We start from the raw sequence: 16,348 nt of genomic DNA, 5'->3' as shown, positions 1-16,348 counted from the left end.
GAGAATGCTTCTTTATAGTCAATTTATAATCAATATTCTTCTCTCGGGGATAACGACGAAAATTTGTTGTATTCTTTGATAAACAGTAATTCTACTGTACCACGGGCACCACTACGGTTTTTTTCGATGATGACTTCAATGACATTGTCGTTTTTTGGTTCGTTATCCTCATTGTCTTCGCCACCTTCTCTTTCATAGTAATCATCTCGATATAAGAAGGCTACGATATCAGCATCTTGCTCAATGGAACCCGATTCACGGATATCACTTAATACAGGACGTTTATCTTGACGTTGTTCTACTCCACGGGAAAGCTGGGACAACGCAATAACTGGTACTTTTAATTCTTTGGCTAGTTTTTTTAATTGACGTGAAATATCAGATACTTCTTGTTGACGATTTTCTCTCCCGTTTCCTTCAATCAATTGCAAGTAGTCAATCAAGATCAATCCAAGATTTCCTTTTTCCTGCGCTAATTTTCTGCATTTGGCACGAATCTCAGAAATTTTTATTCCTGGAGTATCATCAATAAAGATATTTGCCCGTGACAAACTACCCATTGCAACGATCAAATTGGACCACTCTTCTTCAGAAAGTTGACCGGTACGCAAATGGCTTGCTTCGATCGACCCTTCCGCACAAAGCATCCGATTAACAAGTGACTCAGCCCCCATTTCCAAACTAAAAATAGCAACTGAACGATCGGTTTTTGTCCCGACATTTTGAGCTATATTTAATGCGAAAGCTGTTTTCCCTACCGCAGGCCGAGCTGCTAGGATGATCAATTCCTCAGGTTGAAAACCTGCTGTCATTTTATCAAGTCCTTGGTATCCAGTCGGTAATCCTGTGATTTCTTCATTATTTTGGGCCAGCTGGTCAATATTTTCAATGGTTGAGTTCAAGACTTCTGCAATAGATAGAAAGCCACTGCGGTTTCTTTTTTCTGATACTTCTAAAATACTGCGCTCGGCATCATCCAGAATCGACTGGACTTCTTCCCCTTGTTCAAACCCTTTTGTCACGATCCCAGTAGCTGTTTGGATCAGTGTGCGAAGCAATGATTTTTCTTCAACGATTTTCGCATAGTAGACGATATTTGCTGCAGTAGGCACAGCTAACGCTAAATCTGAAAGGTAGCTTAACCCACCAGCATCTTCTAATAAGTTCGCTTGCTCCAACCGATCTTTTACAGTCACTACATCTATTGCTTCATTACGGTCATTTAATTCGATCATTGTTTCAAAAATGATTTGATGTCCCCGACGATAAAAGTCTTTCGGTTCTATGTACTCCATGGCATCAATGATCGTTTCAGCATCTAAAAAAACCGATCCTAAAACCGCTTGTTCAGCTTCAATATTTTGCGGTGGAATTCGATCCTGCCACACTTCATTCATACATATCGCTCCTTGTCTTCAATTGCTTTATTTTACAAGAAAATCGTAAAAAAGTCACTTTAAAAAAGTGAGTGTAATGGTTGCTTATCTTTCGAAATCAATAAAAGAGACAGTCAATGTCAAGAATAAGTACAGAAAATACACACGTAAATCCAGCAAAATCTTAAACTAGCAAAAACTTTGAGAACGAAGATCCCTTGATAAAATGAAACAACTATAAAAAGTATATCAGTCAAGTGATCCTTTACGCTAGTACCAAACTAGCTATATGTTCAATAGGTGTTGTCATAATCGAAAAAAAGGAAACTTTTTTTATTTTTTCCTATTTTTTCATTTTTGACAAAAAATAGATCACTTATGATTATTTAATACTATATACTATTGATTGTGCTAGAATTCATTACAGAAAACGTTTTCTAGTCCGCACAAAAAATTTTAGGAGGAAGTTTGTCATAAAAAAAATGAAACTCGTTGCTATTTTATTGTCTTGTCTGTCTTTATTTGGATCTGTAGTACCAGGAGTAACACAAATCGTTGATGCAGCTGAGAAAACCGCTAGTGTACCAGCTGAAAACCATTTTCAACTAGATAAAGTCACGATTGTCGAATCCAATGAATTATACAAAAATTTTGTGCAAGAAGTGAATCGTCCAGAGATCAAACAACAGTTAATGAATCAGCCAGACTCAGCAGAAACAAAAGCTTTGATCCAGTCTCTTATCTTAAAATATGATGGCGCTGAAGTCCACTATGCTTATGGTGACAATACGTTCGCACGAGGACTTTACGATACTACCGGGTGGTCAGAAAAATTTGTTAATGGTGGTATCAACGATTATGCCACTAGTAAGACAGGATTAGCTAATTTAAGAGACTATTTAGGTTTTTGTTCTGTTGGTTTAGCAGTAAATGGTGCGGGTTATGGTGCTGTAATTGGTGGTGTGATTGGAGCTGTAGTTGGGACAATTATTGGTGCTGCAGTATTAGCCAAACGTTGCGATCAAGGTCAAAGTGATGTAAAAACAATGATTAGTAAAAATAGATCAAATGGAGGAGTGCGGATGACTTTAACAGCAGAATTTCCGATTTGCAGTTTAACGTCACAAACGCAGTGTAGTATATGAGACTGGGAACTTTATTAATTTATTCAACAATCCTTGTGATGATATTACTATTTTTGAAATATCGCAAGAAAAAATAATCTAAGCTTAAAGAGTCTAGGGCATGAACAAAAAAATCTGGTTAATGTCCCACTTTTTTGATCTAGGGTATTAAAAAGCACATAATCTTGTAAGAATAAAGTAGCTAAAATCAATCGAAAAGAAAGTATGCTTTCTATACCATCCTATCAAATATCTTTACCATTAAATGAAGAAAATCAGCCGGATTTTGACATGATTCATCAAAATCCGGCTGATTTTCTTTTTGAAAAGAACTCTCAATCTCTGCGATCATTTCTCAACAAGTCCTATTACAGAACCTGAAGAGACTGCTAACAGAAATGATTGGTGAGGTAGCTATTCTGCTACCACATGCACTTTGATCGTTGCAGTCACTTCATGATGCAATTTGACTGGTACGTTCGTGTAACCTAACGTACGGATTGGATTATTCAATTCGATTTTTCGTTTATCTAGTTTTACTTTGTATTGCTTGTTCAATCCTTCAGCGATTTGTTTTGAAGGGATTGAACCGAATAAACGTCCATCTTCACCCGCTTTGGCTTTCAGTTCGACAACCGTTTCTTCTTTTTCTAAAAATCCTTTTAGTTCTTTTGCTTCTTCTAAAATTTCAGCTTCTTGTTTTTCTTGTGCCTTTTTTTGTCCAGCTAATTGGCTAATACTACTTTTATTTGCTTCTTTTGCCAGATTATTTTTTAATAGGAAATTTTGTGCGTAACCATTCGGTACTTCTTTAACATCACCTTTTTTTCCTTTACCTTTTACATCTTGTAAGAAAATGACTTTCATATCCATTACTCCTTATCATATAATTGATTCCTATTTTCTTTGATTGCAGCAAGTAAACGCTGTTTGGTTTCTTCTACTGTGACACCTTCCAATTGGGTCGCTGCATTGGTGAAATGACCGCCGCCGCCAAGAGACTCCATGATCACTTGAACATTGATCGTGCCCGAACTACGAGCACTGATCCCGACTAGCCCGTCCGTTCGTTTCGTGATGACAAAAGCCCCATTGATATTGATCATTGATAAGAGGGTGTCTGCCGTTTTCGCAGCGATCACACTATTATATTCCTTTTCATCTGTCCCAGCTGCTACGACAATATCTGAAGTTACATATTCGCTCTGTGCAATCAAATGGCTGATTTCCAAATAGGTTGCTAAATCTGAACTCAATAAATATTGTACTAGGGAAGCATCCGCACTACAAGACCTTAAATAACTTGCTACATCAAAAGTTCGTGCCGTTGTGCGTACATTAAAACTGTTCGTATCAACAGTCATGCCTGCCAATAACAACGTCGCTTCAAAACGATCTAAGCGATTCGTGCGATTGCTTTGATACTGAATTAGTTCTGTCACTAACTCTGAAGCAGAAGAAGCAGAAGATTCGATATACGTCAACAGCGGCTTACTTGGGAACTCCTCCCCACGTCGATGATGATCAATAATAACGATCTTATCAAATTGCTCATATAGGCTCTGAGAGATCGATAGCGAGGGTTTGTGGTAATCCACCATAACTAGCAGGTCTTCTTCTTTTTTAAGCTCCATCGCTTTTTTGGGCGAAATCAGCTGTGCTTCTAGTTCAGGGTGTTTATGAATTTCCTCTAAACATCGTTCTACGTCTGGAATAATCTCGTTTTCATCAAGTACGATATACGCTTTTTTTTGATTGAAACGAGCTAAGCAACTTACCCCAAATGCTGAACCAATGGCATCCATATCGGGGAATTTATGCCCCATGATAAATACATCACCAGTTTCAGTAAAAATCTTACGAAGCGCAGTACTCATTGCTCGTGACCGCACACGGGTTCGTTTGACTGACTTAGCTGATTTTCCTCCATAGTAAACAGGTTTTGCTCCCTCACGTAGTTCTTTCACGACAACTTGGTCGCCACCTCGAACTAGAGCAATGTCCAAATTATTTTGGGCTTCTCCCCCAATTTCATCTAACGAATCTTGCCCGTAAGCAATCCCCATACTTAGAGTAATTGGCAAATTTTGTCGCTCTGCTTCTGCACGTAAACGATCCAACAGATCAAATTTTTTGTCCATCATTTTTTTCAAATCAATCATTTGTGCTACAAAGAAAAAGCGTTCTGCAGTGATCCGCTTAAAAAAGACATGGTATTCATTCATCCAATCAGACACCATTGTAGTCACAAACGAATTGAGATAAGAAATTTCTTTGTCATCTAACTTATCGATAGCATCTGCATAATTATCAATTGATAAGATACCAATCACTGGTTGGCTGTTGGTTTGATGGAGCTTCAACAATTGATTTTGAGTGATATCGTTGAAATAAACGACCCCTTTTACTGTATCCATTTCAAATTGAAAGGTTCGATCTGCTAAATATACTTGTTTTTTCTTTTTCTCTTTTGCCGTAAAGAAAGCATCTAATAGTTCTTCTTCTGTTAAGCTACTTTGATCTTTGATTTTTAAGGCGAGTGGGTTCAACCATTCAATTTTTTGGCTTGTTGGTTGGTACGCAATCACTCCTACTGGCATCACTTCGGAGACATAAGCAAGATTGTTCTCAGCCACCGTTGAGGCTTGTTGGATTTTTTCACGATTTTTTATCATTAGCCATCGTTTTAATTTCAACCAATAACGTAAGCCAAAAAGGTTCATCAAAAGCACAACCAAAGCGCTAACAAAACGAAATGGCATAAATAATACAACCAGTACTTCAAGCAATAGAAATAAAAAAATGAAGAGAGGTCTAGGGGTTAAGTTTTCTTTTTCTTTTTCCATCTTCTTCCTCCCATAGTTGATTAGTTTAATTTTACCATAACTTCCCGTATTCAAGCGACTAAACAAATGCTTGATTATTTAACTGAAAATACTTTTCACTGTATTAAAAAAAATGGTAGAATAACTTGTTTTCAACCTTGAAATGACAGTTATCATCTAACCTCAAACCGAAATAAAGCAAATTATTACTACTTTGAATGTTCAAATGAGCAATTCAGAAAAGGCAAAGGAGCATTATATGAATAAAATGAACAAATTAAGCTTCCATCATATCGGTAAACCAATCGATCTGGAAGAAATCAAAGATCACCCAGGAACAAAGTATAGTCCTTTATTCGATATGTACTCACTGGATGTGAAAAATTCTTTATCTATGCCAATCGAACTCCATGCCTTTGGTCCCGATTGTCGTCTTGATCCAATCATTCAAAAAGAAGCACATGTTGCTTTTACAGTCGATAACATTGAACTAGCATTGAAAGGACAAGAAATCATCATGCCTCTTTATCAACCTTTCGCTGGCTACCGTTGTGCAATGATCTTAGTCAATCAGCAACCGATCGAGTTGATTGAGACCAGCTTGTCGGAAAGTCAGATTTGGGGAGATGGAATTTTTAAAGATAGTATTCTTTATCCCCAATCCTAAACGAAAATCGTGGATGCTTTTCTCTATGATTCTTCTAAGTATAGATGACATTCTTTTTTTTGAGGATAATAAAACATCTAAACAATCATTCTCAAAAAGTAAAAAACGAGGGAACGGTAGTAAAACCATTTCCTCGTTTCATTATTTCAATTAATCTTCACTTACGAAAGGTAGTAAGCCCATGATACGTGCGCGTTTGATAGCAACAGTAATTTTACGTTGGTTTTTAGCGCCTGTACCTGTTACACGACGTGGCAAGATTTTTCCACGTTCTGAGATAAATCTTTTTAGTAATTCAATATCTTTATAATCGATATATTCAATATGGTTAGCAGCAATATAGTCTACTTTACGACGTTTACGTCCGCCTCTTCTTTGTTGTGCCATTCTATTTCCCTCCTATCAAATTCGTTTAGAATGGTAAATCATCGTCTGAAATGTCGATCGTTGAACTTGAACCAAATGGATCAGAATTGTCACGATCAAAATCAGGCATACCGTTGGATGATTGAGATGTTTGATTATAGTTATTACTTCCGCCAAAATCATTTGTCGATTGACCAGAGCTTTGGTAACCGCCAGTTTGTTGACGATTTTCAGATGCAGCACGACTTTCCAATAATTGGAAGTTTTCAGCAACTACTTCTGTTACGTATACACGTTGTCCTTGCTGATTATCATAAGAACGAGTTTGGATACGTCCAGTAACTCCTAAAAGAGTCCCCTTACGAGCATAGTTTGCTAATGTCTCTGCTGATTTACGCCAAATCACACAATTAATAAAGTCAGCCTCACGATTGCCGTTTTGGCTAGTAAAATTACGATTAACAGCTAAAGTAAACGTTGCTACTGCAGTGCCACTTGATGTATATCGTAAATCCGGATCTTTAGTTAGACGTCCAACTAGTACAACATTATTAATCAAAAGATTCATCTCCTCTCATCGTTGTTCTATTGTTCCACATGAAACAATAAATTATGCTTCTTCTTTCACGATCATGTGACGAATGATATCGTCGTTGATTTTAGCAAGACGGTCAAATTCATTGACAGCAGTTGCTGATGATGGAGAAGACACTTTAACGATGTGATAGATACCTTCACGGTAACCGTTCATTTCATACGCTAAACGGCGTTTTTCCCAATCTTTAGATTCGATAACTTCAGCTCCGTTATCTTTCAAGATTGCATCGAAACGTTCGATTAAAGCAGTTTTTGCTTCTTCATCAATGTTTGGACGAATAATGTACATGATTTCATATTTCGTATTTTCCATTGATTTTCACCTCCCTATGGACTTTCGGCTCTTAGATTCCCAAGAGCAAGGAGAGTTTTCTAATAAATTAGACTACTCACAATCTTTAATTATACACGTATAGAGTGAAAAAAGCAATAAGCTGAAGGGAAAATAGTGTAGAAAGAAGTTTTTAATAAAATGCTTTACTAAATGACTGCCGAAAGTTCTCTTTTTGAATCTCTTGAAAAACACGATCTCCTACAATAACAAAGTATAAAAACTACAAGAGCTATTCGTAGGTGGATTCTTTTTATGTTGCAAAAGAATCCATAAACATAAAACAATAATAAGCCACAACCTCCGACAATCATTGTGTATCGGAGGTTGTGGCTTATTTTTACAAGCTTCCCATCGCTGAGACAAGCCCTGTTTTTTGACTATTCTTCTGTTTTATCTATTGTGGTATCTTCCACGGTCTCTGTTGGTGTCTCAGTTTCTTCTGTGCTTTCTGGCTCGACGGCCGCCATTGTCACAACCTTCGTATCAGCTTCCATTTTGATCAAACGTACGCCAAGTGTAGCACGTCCAGTTTGAGAAACAGTTGAGACATTGAAACGAATAATAACGCCTTTATCTGTGATCAGCATGATATCTTCTGTTCCAACAATCGTGGCTAGTCCAGCTAATGGACCATTTTTTTCAGTGATATTGGCTGTTTTGATCCCTTTACCGCCGCGACCTTTCACTGGATACTCTTTCACTTTCGTTCGTTTACCATAGCCTTTTTCAGTAATGATCAAGACTTCATGATTTTCATTCATCAAGGCAGCACCAATCACATAATCGTCTTCTCTTAAACGAATACCTCGAACTCCTGACGCTGTCCGTCCCATGTCCCGAACAGCTCCTTCCGCAAACGTTACCGAATAACCATCATGTGTACCAATGATAATGTTTGATTGACCATCTGTTAACAACACGTTGACTAATTCATCGTCTTCTTTTAAGCCAATCGCAATCAATCCATTACTGCGGATATTCGCAAAAGCAGTTACGGTGGTCCGTTTCACCGTTCCTTGACGAGTAGTGAAGAAGAGGTAATGTCCTTCTTGAGCTTCACCGGTGACTGCGATAATTGCTTGAATTTTTTCACTTGAATCGATCCCTAACAAGTTAATGATCGGGATTCCTTTCGCAGTTCGACCATATTCTGGAATTTCATATCCTTTGGCACGATAGACTTTCCCGTTATTGGTAAAGAACAGCAAGGTGTCATGTGTCGAACAAGAGACAAGGTTTTTGACGAAGTCATCGTTATGCACGCCCATTCCTTGTACACCACGTCCACCACGACGTTGTGCTCTAAATTCATTGTTCGCTAAACGTTTGATATACCCATTGTTCGTGAGTGTAATAACGATTTCTTCTTCTTCGATCAAGTCTTCATCTTCAAGACTTAAAACTTCACCCACTAGTAATTCTGTACGACGTTTGTCACCAAAACGTTGGTTTAATTCTGCTAACTCTGTTTTGATGATTTCGGTCACACGTTCTGGACGAGCAAGAATATCCGTTAAATCTTCGATCAATCGTAATAATTCTTGGTATTCATTTTCGATTTTCTCACGTTCTAAACCAGTTAGACGACGTAAACGCATATCTAAGATCGCTTGTGCTTGTCGATCAGATAATTCAAAACGATCAATCATCGTTGTTTTTGCTTCATCGTCAGATTTAGACCCACGGATAATTGCAATGATTTCATCAATATGGTCCAATGCGATCCGTAAACCTTCTAAAATGTGAGCTCGTGCTTCTGCCTTTTCTTTTTCAAAAATCGTTCGGCGAGTGATTACTTCACGCTGATGCTCTACATAGTTTTCAAGTATTTGTTTAAGACTCAGTACTTTAGGAACGCCTTTTTCAATGGCCAGCATATTGAAACCAAATGAATTTTGTAATGAAGTCAACTTATACAGGTTATTTAAAATAACCGAAGCACTTGCATCACGGCGGATATCGATAACGATCCGCATTCCTTCACGAGAAGACTCATCACGCAAATCCGTAATTCCTTCAATCCGTTTATCACGGTGTAATTCAGAGATTCGTTCGATCAATTTTGCTTTATTGACCATATAAGGAAGTTCCGTTACGATAATTCGTTCTTTGCCATTAGGCATCTCCGTAATTTCTACTTTTGCTCGAACGGTTATTGACCCTTTCCCCGTTTCGTAAGCACGGCGAATACCTGATTTACCCATCACGAGACCACCGGTTGGAAAATCGGGACCAGGTAAAACTTCCATCAATTCATTGGTCGTTACTTCTGGATTTTCCATCAATAGATCGATTGCTGCTACTACCTCAGATAAATTATGAGGGGGGATATTCGTCGCCATACCAACTGCGATCCCTGTTGTTCCGTTAACTAGCAGATTAGGAAAGCGTGCTGGAAGTACGACTGGTTCCCTTTCTGTATCGTCATAGTTACTTTGGAAATCTACAGTATTTTTATTGATATCCCGTAGCATCTCCGTGGCAATTTTACTCATACGTGCTTCGGTGTACCGCATCGCAGCTGCTCCATCACCATCGACAGAACCAAAGTTACCATGTCCATCCACTAGCATGTACCGATAACTAAATGGTTGTGCCATCCGTACCATGGATTCATAAATAGCACTGTCTCCATGGGGGTGATACTTACCCATAACATCCCCAACGATTCTGGCAGATTTTTTATGGGCTTTATCTGGGGTCACACCCAATTCGTTCATCCCGTATAAAATACGGCGATGAACAGGTTTTAACCCATCTCGAACATCCGGTAGTGCACGAGCAACAATAACACTCATCGCATAATCGATGAAGGAGTCTTTCATTTCGCTAGTTAGATTGACATCATGGATGTTCTCTCTGATTTCTTCACTCATCTTTTTTCCTCCTTCATGACTAAATATCTAAGTTTTTCACATAATGGGCATTTTCTTCAATGAATGCACGACGAGGTTCCACTCGATCACCCATTAACATTTCAAAAATTTGATCAGCTGCGATAGCATCATCCACACTAACACGAGCCATCATACGATTGCTAGGGTCCATCGTTGTTTCCCATAGTTGATGGTCATCCATTTCACCTAACCCTTTGTATCGTTGAACACTTGGTTTTGGTGTAGCTGGTAGAGAAGCAACTACTTGTTTCAAATCTTCTTCAGCGTTTTTACCGGGTTGTACATACGTGATTTTTTTCCCTTGTTTTACCCCGTATAGCGGCGGTTGTGCAATATAAACATATCCCGCTTCAACAATTGGGCGCATATAACGATAAAACAAGGTTAAGAGCAATGTTCGAATATGGGCACCATCGACATCGGCATCCGTCATAATCACTAATTTGTGGTAACGAGCTTTGGAAACATCGAAGTCTTCACCGAATCCTGTTCCCATAGCGGTAAATAAAGAGCGGATTTCTTCATTGGCTAGAATTTTATCCATACTTGCTTTTTCAACATTTAAGATTTTCCCACGAATCGGTAAAATTGCTTGAAATTCACGATTTCGCCCTTGTTTTGCTGAACCGCCGGCAGAATCTCCTTCGACGATGAACAATTCGCATTTTTCTGGATCATTACTTGAGCAATCCGCCAGTTTACCAGGCAAATTACTGATTTCTAATGCGCCTTTTCTTCTGGTTACTTCACGGGCACGTTTCGCTGCTAGACGTGCTTTAGAAGCCAACAATCCTTTTTCAATGATTTGTCGTCCAACACTTGGATTTTCTAACAAGAATTTCATGAAATGCTCGCTAAACAGACGATCTGTTACTGTCCGAACTTCAGAATTACCTAATTTTGTTTTGGTTTGCCCTTCAAATTGTGGATCTGGGTGTTTGATCGAAATTACTGCGGTCAGTCCTTCCCGCACATCTTCACCAGTTAAGTTATCATCATTTTCTTTCATCAATTTTTGTTTACGTGCATAGTCATTGATCACACGTGTCAACGCTGTCTTGAAGCCAGATTCATGCGTACCACCTTCATAAGTATGGATATTATTTGCAAAACTCATGATGTTGGAGTGGTAACCATCGGTATATTGCATGGAAACTTCTACCGTGATGTCTTGTTGTTCTCCTTCTAAATAAACTGGCTCTGGAAAAATGACCGTTTTATTTGCATTCAAATATTCCACATAGCTCTTGATCCCACCGTCATAATGGTACTCTTTTACTACTGGAGATTCTTCTCTCTTATCTTCAATCGAGATCTTCATTCCCCGGTTCAAGAATGCTAATTCGCGGATACGGGTCGCTAGCTTATTAAAATCAAAAACTGTTGTTTCCGTAAAGATTTCTGGATCTGGTATAAAATGAACAGTTGTCCCGTTTCGATCGGTTTGTTCAATAATCTTCAGATCATCGACAACAGCACCACGACGATATTCCTGATAGTACACATTTCCATCTTTGTAGACTTTTACATCAAGCTGAGTGGAGAGCGCATTTACAACCGAAGAACCTACCCCGTGAAGACCACCAGATACTTTATAACCGCCTCCGCCGAATTTCCCACCAGCATGGAGTACCGTAAACACCGTTTCTACCGCTGGACGACCAGTTTTGGCTTGGATATCAACGGGGATACCTCGGCCATCATCGATGACAGTAATACTGTTATCTTTTTCAATTATTACTTGGATTTTCGTCGCAAATCCTGCTAGGACTTCATCGATAGAGTTATCAACGATTTCCCATACTAAGTGATGTAATCCTTCCGAACTTGTGGAGCCGATATACATACCAGGACGTTTTCGAACGGCTTCAAGTCCTTCAAGAACTTGGATCTGACTGGCATCATATTCTTTTGCACGTTCTACTAAACTTTTTTCATCTGTCATTTAGCCTTCTTCTCCTTTTATTTCCCCTTGCTGAACATAAAAAATCTCTGGTTCAACAGTCATTTTGTTTTTTACATGATCAAGTGTCGTTGTTGTTAAGAAAGTCTGTACCTTTCCTTCAATCGTTTCTAGTAAATGTAGTTGGCGATTATCATCTAGCTCACTCATTACATCATCAAGTAAAAGAATTGGATACTCCCCAGTTTCTTCTTTGATCAAATCAATTTCAGCCAACTTAACACTTAAAGCAGTGGTCCGCTGCTGTCCTTGAGAACCATACGTTTGCACGTTTTTTTGATTGACGAAAAAAGAAAGATCATCACGATGTGGTCCAATTGTCGTTGTTCCGCGAAACATATCTTTCTTTTTGTTTTGATTCAACAATTCTAAAAATTGTGTTTGGATCTCTTCTTGTGTTTGTGTACTTAAAGAAGAAAACGAGGTGACATATTCAATCTCTAATTGCTCTTTTTGATGGGTGATTTGTTGGTGCAATGTATTTGCCCAAAATTCCAGTCGTCGAACAAACTGTGCACGTGCTTTCAATACTTTACTTCCAAATTCAGCTAACTGTTCAGATAAAATATCTAAATAAAGTAAATCTGTTTGTTTTTTTTCATTCAGTTGTTTCAAATATTGATTTCTTTGTTTTAGGATACCTTGATATTGAACCAAATCGTAAAGATAGATCGGATTGATCTGTCCTAACTCCATATCAAGAAATTTTCGCCTGATCTGCGGACTACCCTTTACTAATGAAAGGTCTTCAGGTGCAAATAAAATGACATTTAATTGACCAACATAGCTACTTAATTTTTTTTGTTCGATATGATTGATCTTTGTTTTGCGTCCCTTTTTTGAAAGAAGGATCTCCAAAGGAATCTTAGAGGTTCCTTTTGTCACTTCGCCCTGGATCAGTGCTTGCTCGCCTTGCCATCCGATCAATTCTTGCTCACTGCTGGTACGGTGACTTCTCGTCATAGCCAAAACATAAATACTTTCCAAAAGATTCGTCTTACCTTGGGCATTTTCTCCTAAAAAAATGACAAGGTTTTTAGTAAACGTAATCTTTAATTCCTGATAGTTTCGATAATTTTTTAGATATAGCTTATTCAGCCTCATTATCGTTTATTCCTTTTTTTACCATAAAAAAAGTTCCCACTTCTGGAACTTCAACCATCATGCCGGGATAAAGTTTTCGTCCACGACGATTCTCTGGTTCGCCGTCTACCAAGACAGTGTTTTCAGCTAAATACCATTTTGCTTGTCCACCACTGCTAATTACTGTGACTTCTTTTAGCATTTGACCCAACGTCATAAATTCTGTTTTTAGAATGACTTGTTGTTTCAATGTTCATCCCTCATTTTCATTAATAAATGTATACTCTATTATACCTTTTTTTAGGCAATAAAACAAATTTATCCATATATTTTTCCATATAAGACGATTTAAGCGAAAAAAGGTGTTTTAAACAAAAATAAACAAAAAGCCTTAAAAGTGATTTTATGGCTTTTTGTTTATTTTTTGTTTTTTTCATTACTTTTTCAAAATGATATACAGATTAGTTCGTACGTACTGGTGTGATTAACTGGATAAATTGAACACCATCTTCTGTTGGTTCTAATGTAAACGGACGAATAGAAGAAATAAATTTCACTTTGATACTCATATCACCAAACGCACGTAACGCAGCTTTCATGTAATCAGGGTTAAAGGAAATATCCAAAGGATCCCCACTACTTGCCACATAATTCAGACTTTCTTCTACTTTTCCGATTTCAGGTGAGTTTCCATATAGAATCACCGCATCTGATTGGATGGATAAACGAACGATATTATTACGTCCTTCATGAGAAAGTAATGAGGCACGTTCAATCGCTGCAAGGAAACTTGGAACAGAAAATTCTACTTCTGTGTTGAAGCTTGAAGGAATCAACCGATTCGTATCGGGGTAGTTTCCTTCCAACAGACGGGAATAAAAATACATGTTTTCTGTTTTAAAGAGTACTTGGTTTTCCATGATACTGATCTCAACGATTTCTTCTTCATTTGTCAATGAACGAGATAATTCAGTCAGACTTTTACCAGGAATCACGATATCAAAATGATCAGCTGCTTGTTCAACTGGAATCACTCGTTGGCTTAGACGGTGGGAATCAGTTGCGACAGCCAAAAGAGAATTTCCTTCTAAAATAAAATGGACCCCTGTTAGAATTGGACGACTTTCATGTTGTGAGACAGCGAATACTGTTTCATTGATCAATTTCGTTAAGACATGTACCGGTAATTTCATTTGATTATGGCTTTCAACGACAGGTAAATGAGGGTAATTATCTGCATCTAACCCATTGACTAAGAAGTTGGCTTTTCCTGAAGTAATGGCTACTTGTTTATTCTCTAAGACTTCAAGAGTAAAGGTGTCTTCTGGTAAGCGACGGATAATTTCACTAAAGAAACGAGCTTGTAACACAATTGCTCCAGTTGATTCAATTTGCATTTGGGCTTTTTCATTTTCAACAGATAAAAAAGTTTCAATAGAAATATCTGCATTACTCCCAGTTAGCGTTAATCCTTCTTGAGTCAAAGTAATTTTGACTCCAGTCAAGATTGGAATAGTGGTTTTACTTGAAATAGCACGTTGAACAGTTTGCAATTCTTGCATAAAACTTGCTCGATTTAAAGTTACTTTCATGTTGTGTCTCCTTTAAGCGTTTATTTATTATTAGTTAATATATAAATAATAAAAGTATTAGGTACTGTTGATTCTGTGGAAAACTAAAAAAATGCAAGAAATAAAAGAAAAAACAGCTGTGGAAAATCTGTGTATAACTTTTAGGCTTTTTTTGATTTTATCCACAAAGCGTTTTTTCGTTTTTCAAAGTTAATTTAATAAGAAATTTTTGATTTCGGATACTTCATTTTGCATGCTGACACTTGATTCCATTAATTGCTGGATTTTTTCGTGAGCATGAATCACTGTTGTATGGTCTTTCCCACCAAATTCAGCACCAATTTTTGGTAAAGAGCTATCCGTTAGCTCTCTTGCTAAGTACATAGCGATTTGTCTCGGTACAACGATTGATTTGACACGTTTTTTTCCTTTTAGGTCTTTTAACTGAATATGATAATATTTCGCGACTTCTTCTTGGATCTGTAAGATAGATAATTGTGGATGACCTTTACCAGATTTTAGTGTTTTCAGTGCATCTGCAGCTAAACTAGTTGAGATATCTTCACTATTCATCGCAGCAAATGCTTGAACGCGAACGAGTGCTCCTTCTAATTCACGGATGTTTGAATCAATTTGTCCGGCAATGTAACTCAAGGTATCATCGGGTATTTCCAAACGTTCGGCTGCTGCTTTTTTACGTAAAATCGCAGTTCTCGTTTCTAAATCGGGTGGTGTGATATCAACTGACAATCCCCACGCAAAACGTGAAACCAAACGTTCTTGTAATTTTGGAATCTCATTTGGTAAACGATCACTCGTCAATACAATTTGTTTTCCTTCATTGTAGAGTGCATTGAAAGTATGGAAAAATTCTTCCTGTGTTGCTTCTTTTTCAGCAAAGAATTGAATATCATCGACCAGCAAAAGATCGACGTTTCGGTATTCTTGGCGAAATTCCTCTGCAGTTTTATTTTGGATCGAGTTAATAAAGTCATTGGCAAATGTTTCACTACTAACGTATTTGACCTTTGCATCAGGCTCGCTTAACAACATTTGATGTCCGATAGCATGCATCAAATGGGTTTTACCAAGGCCGACACCACCATAAAAGAACAAAGGATTATAAATGGAACCAGGGTCTTCTGCAACGACTAAAGCTGCCGCATGAGCCATTTGGTTTCCTTTACCGATAACGAAGGTATCAAATGTATATTTTGGGTTCAACATCGCCTTCTTTATTGGATTTGCAACAGGTATTTTAGGACTTTTGATTTCTTCGACGACTTCTTGCTCCACCTCTTCACCAGTTACAAACCTTGGAATGATCTCTTTTCCAGTTAGCATGTAACCAACTTCAACAATTTTGGTTGTTAGATTCTTTTCCCAATATTCTTTATGAATTTTACTTGGTACTTCGACGACTAATTGACTCTGATCCAATGAACGTGGATGAGCGGTTTCGATCCAAGTATTATAGCTCGCAGGTGAGAGATCCTTTTGATAAGTTGTTTTTAATTCGTTCCATAAAGCATCGAGGGATACCAT

General features: G+C 37.8%; 14 protein-coding genes. 2 read left to right on the top strand and 12 right to left on the bottom strand.

Annotated features, from left to right (window positions below):
- Positions 1 to 29: 29 nt before the first annotated feature.
- Entirely contained in the window at positions 30 to 1,397 is a 1,368-nt protein-coding gene (gene dnaB, locus IGJ23_RS00070; protein WP_010720492.1) for a replicative DNA helicase, read from the bottom strand.
- Between the two features lie 461 nt (positions 1,398 to 1,858).
- On the opposite strand from dnaB, the gene IGJ23_RS00065 reads away from it, so the two are divergent.
- Positions 1,859 to 2,521: a glycine zipper family protein gene (locus tag IGJ23_RS00065; RefSeq protein WP_226062565.1), complete on the top strand. Its 663-nt coding sequence runs from the start codon at positions 1,859 to 1,861 to the stop codon at positions 2,519 to 2,521.
- A 393-nt stretch (positions 2,522 to 2,914) separates the two neighbouring features.
- Here IGJ23_RS00065 and rplI read toward each other — a convergent pair whose 3' ends face one another.
- Together rplI and IGJ23_RS00055 are read right to left on the bottom strand one after the other, a co-directional pair.
- A complete protein-coding gene (rplI, locus tag IGJ23_RS00060) occupies positions 2,915 to 3,367 on the bottom strand; it encodes a 50S ribosomal protein L9 (protein ID WP_010720494.1) in 453 nt (150 codons plus the stop codon).
- Between the two features lie 5 nt (positions 3,368 to 3,372).
- Positions 3,373 to 5,346 (bottom strand): DHH family phosphoesterase, encoded by a 1,974-nt coding sequence (locus IGJ23_RS00055; RefSeq protein ID WP_063626389.1) that lies wholly within the window; start codon positions 5,344 to 5,346, stop codon positions 3,373 to 3,375.
- A gap of 238 nt (positions 5,347 to 5,584) precedes the next feature.
- Between IGJ23_RS00055 and IGJ23_RS00050 the strand changes: the two genes are divergently transcribed.
- Positions 5,585 to 5,992, top strand: a complete 408-nt coding sequence (locus tag IGJ23_RS00050; protein WP_438774501.1) for a hypothetical protein — start codon at positions 5,585 to 5,587, stop codon at positions 5,990 to 5,992.
- A 150-nt stretch (positions 5,993 to 6,142) separates the two neighbouring features.
- Here IGJ23_RS00050 and rpsR read toward each other — a convergent pair whose 3' ends face one another.
- From rpsR to dnaA, 9 genes are all read right to left on the bottom strand, one after another.
- Positions 6,143 to 6,379 carry a 30S ribosomal protein S18 gene (rpsR, locus tag IGJ23_RS00045; RefSeq protein WP_002288370.1) on the bottom strand — a complete coding sequence of 79 codons (237 nt, stop codon included), beginning with the start codon at positions 6,377 to 6,379 and terminating at the stop codon, positions 6,143 to 6,145.
- A 25-nt stretch (positions 6,380 to 6,404) separates the two neighbouring features.
- The gene (ssb, locus tag IGJ23_RS00040; protein WP_010720497.1) at positions 6,405 to 6,917 is read right to left on the bottom strand and encodes a single-stranded DNA-binding protein; all 513 of its coding nucleotides are present in this window, start codon (positions 6,915 to 6,917) and stop codon (positions 6,405 to 6,407) included.
- 51 nt (positions 6,918 to 6,968) lie between these two features.
- Positions 6,969 to 7,268, bottom strand: a complete 300-nt coding sequence (rpsF, locus tag IGJ23_RS00035) for a 30S ribosomal protein S6 (protein WP_010720498.1) — start codon at positions 7,266 to 7,268, stop codon at positions 6,969 to 6,971.
- 398 nt (positions 7,269 to 7,666) lie between these two features.
- The gene (gene gyrA / locus IGJ23_RS00030; RefSeq protein ID WP_010720499.1) at positions 7,667 to 10,165 is read right to left on the bottom strand and encodes a DNA gyrase subunit A; all 2,499 of its coding nucleotides are present in this window, start codon (positions 10,163 to 10,165) and stop codon (positions 7,667 to 7,669) included.
- Positions 10,166 to 10,184: 19 nt separating this feature from the next.
- Entirely contained in the window at positions 10,185 to 12,131 is a 1,947-nt protein-coding gene (gene gyrB, locus IGJ23_RS00025) for a DNA topoisomerase (ATP-hydrolyzing) subunit B (protein ID WP_010736776.1), read from the bottom strand.
- Positions 12,132 to 13,253 (bottom strand): DNA replication/repair protein RecF, encoded by a 1,122-nt coding sequence (recF, locus tag IGJ23_RS00020; protein WP_034697664.1) that lies wholly within the window; start codon positions 13,251 to 13,253, stop codon positions 12,132 to 12,134.
- Positions 13,240 to 13,482 carry a S4 domain-containing protein YaaA gene (yaaA, locus tag IGJ23_RS00015; protein ID WP_010720502.1) on the bottom strand — a complete coding sequence of 81 codons (243 nt, stop codon included), beginning with the start codon at positions 13,480 to 13,482 and terminating at the stop codon, positions 13,240 to 13,242. The genes recF and yaaA overlap by 14 nt, the downstream gene beginning before the upstream one ends.
- Before the next feature lie 211 nt (positions 13,483 to 13,693).
- On the bottom strand, positions 13,694 to 14,824 hold the full coding sequence (gene dnaN, locus IGJ23_RS00010) for a DNA polymerase III subunit beta (protein WP_010720503.1): 1,131 nt from the start codon (positions 14,822 to 14,824) through the stop codon (positions 13,694 to 13,696).
- Between the two features lie 189 nt (positions 14,825 to 15,013).
- Positions 15,014 to 16,348, bottom strand: a 1,335-nt coding sequence (dnaA, locus tag IGJ23_RS00005; protein WP_010720504.1) for a chromosomal replication initiator protein DnaA, incomplete at its 5' end; no start/stop codon positions are given.

The organism is Enterococcus sp. DIV1682a, assembly GCF_051711005.1.
GTDB classification, from domain to species: Bacteria; Bacillota; Bacilli; order Lactobacillales; family Enterococcaceae; genus Enterococcus_B; species Enterococcus_B hirae.
This window is presented reverse-complemented; position numbering and strand designations above follow the sequence as displayed.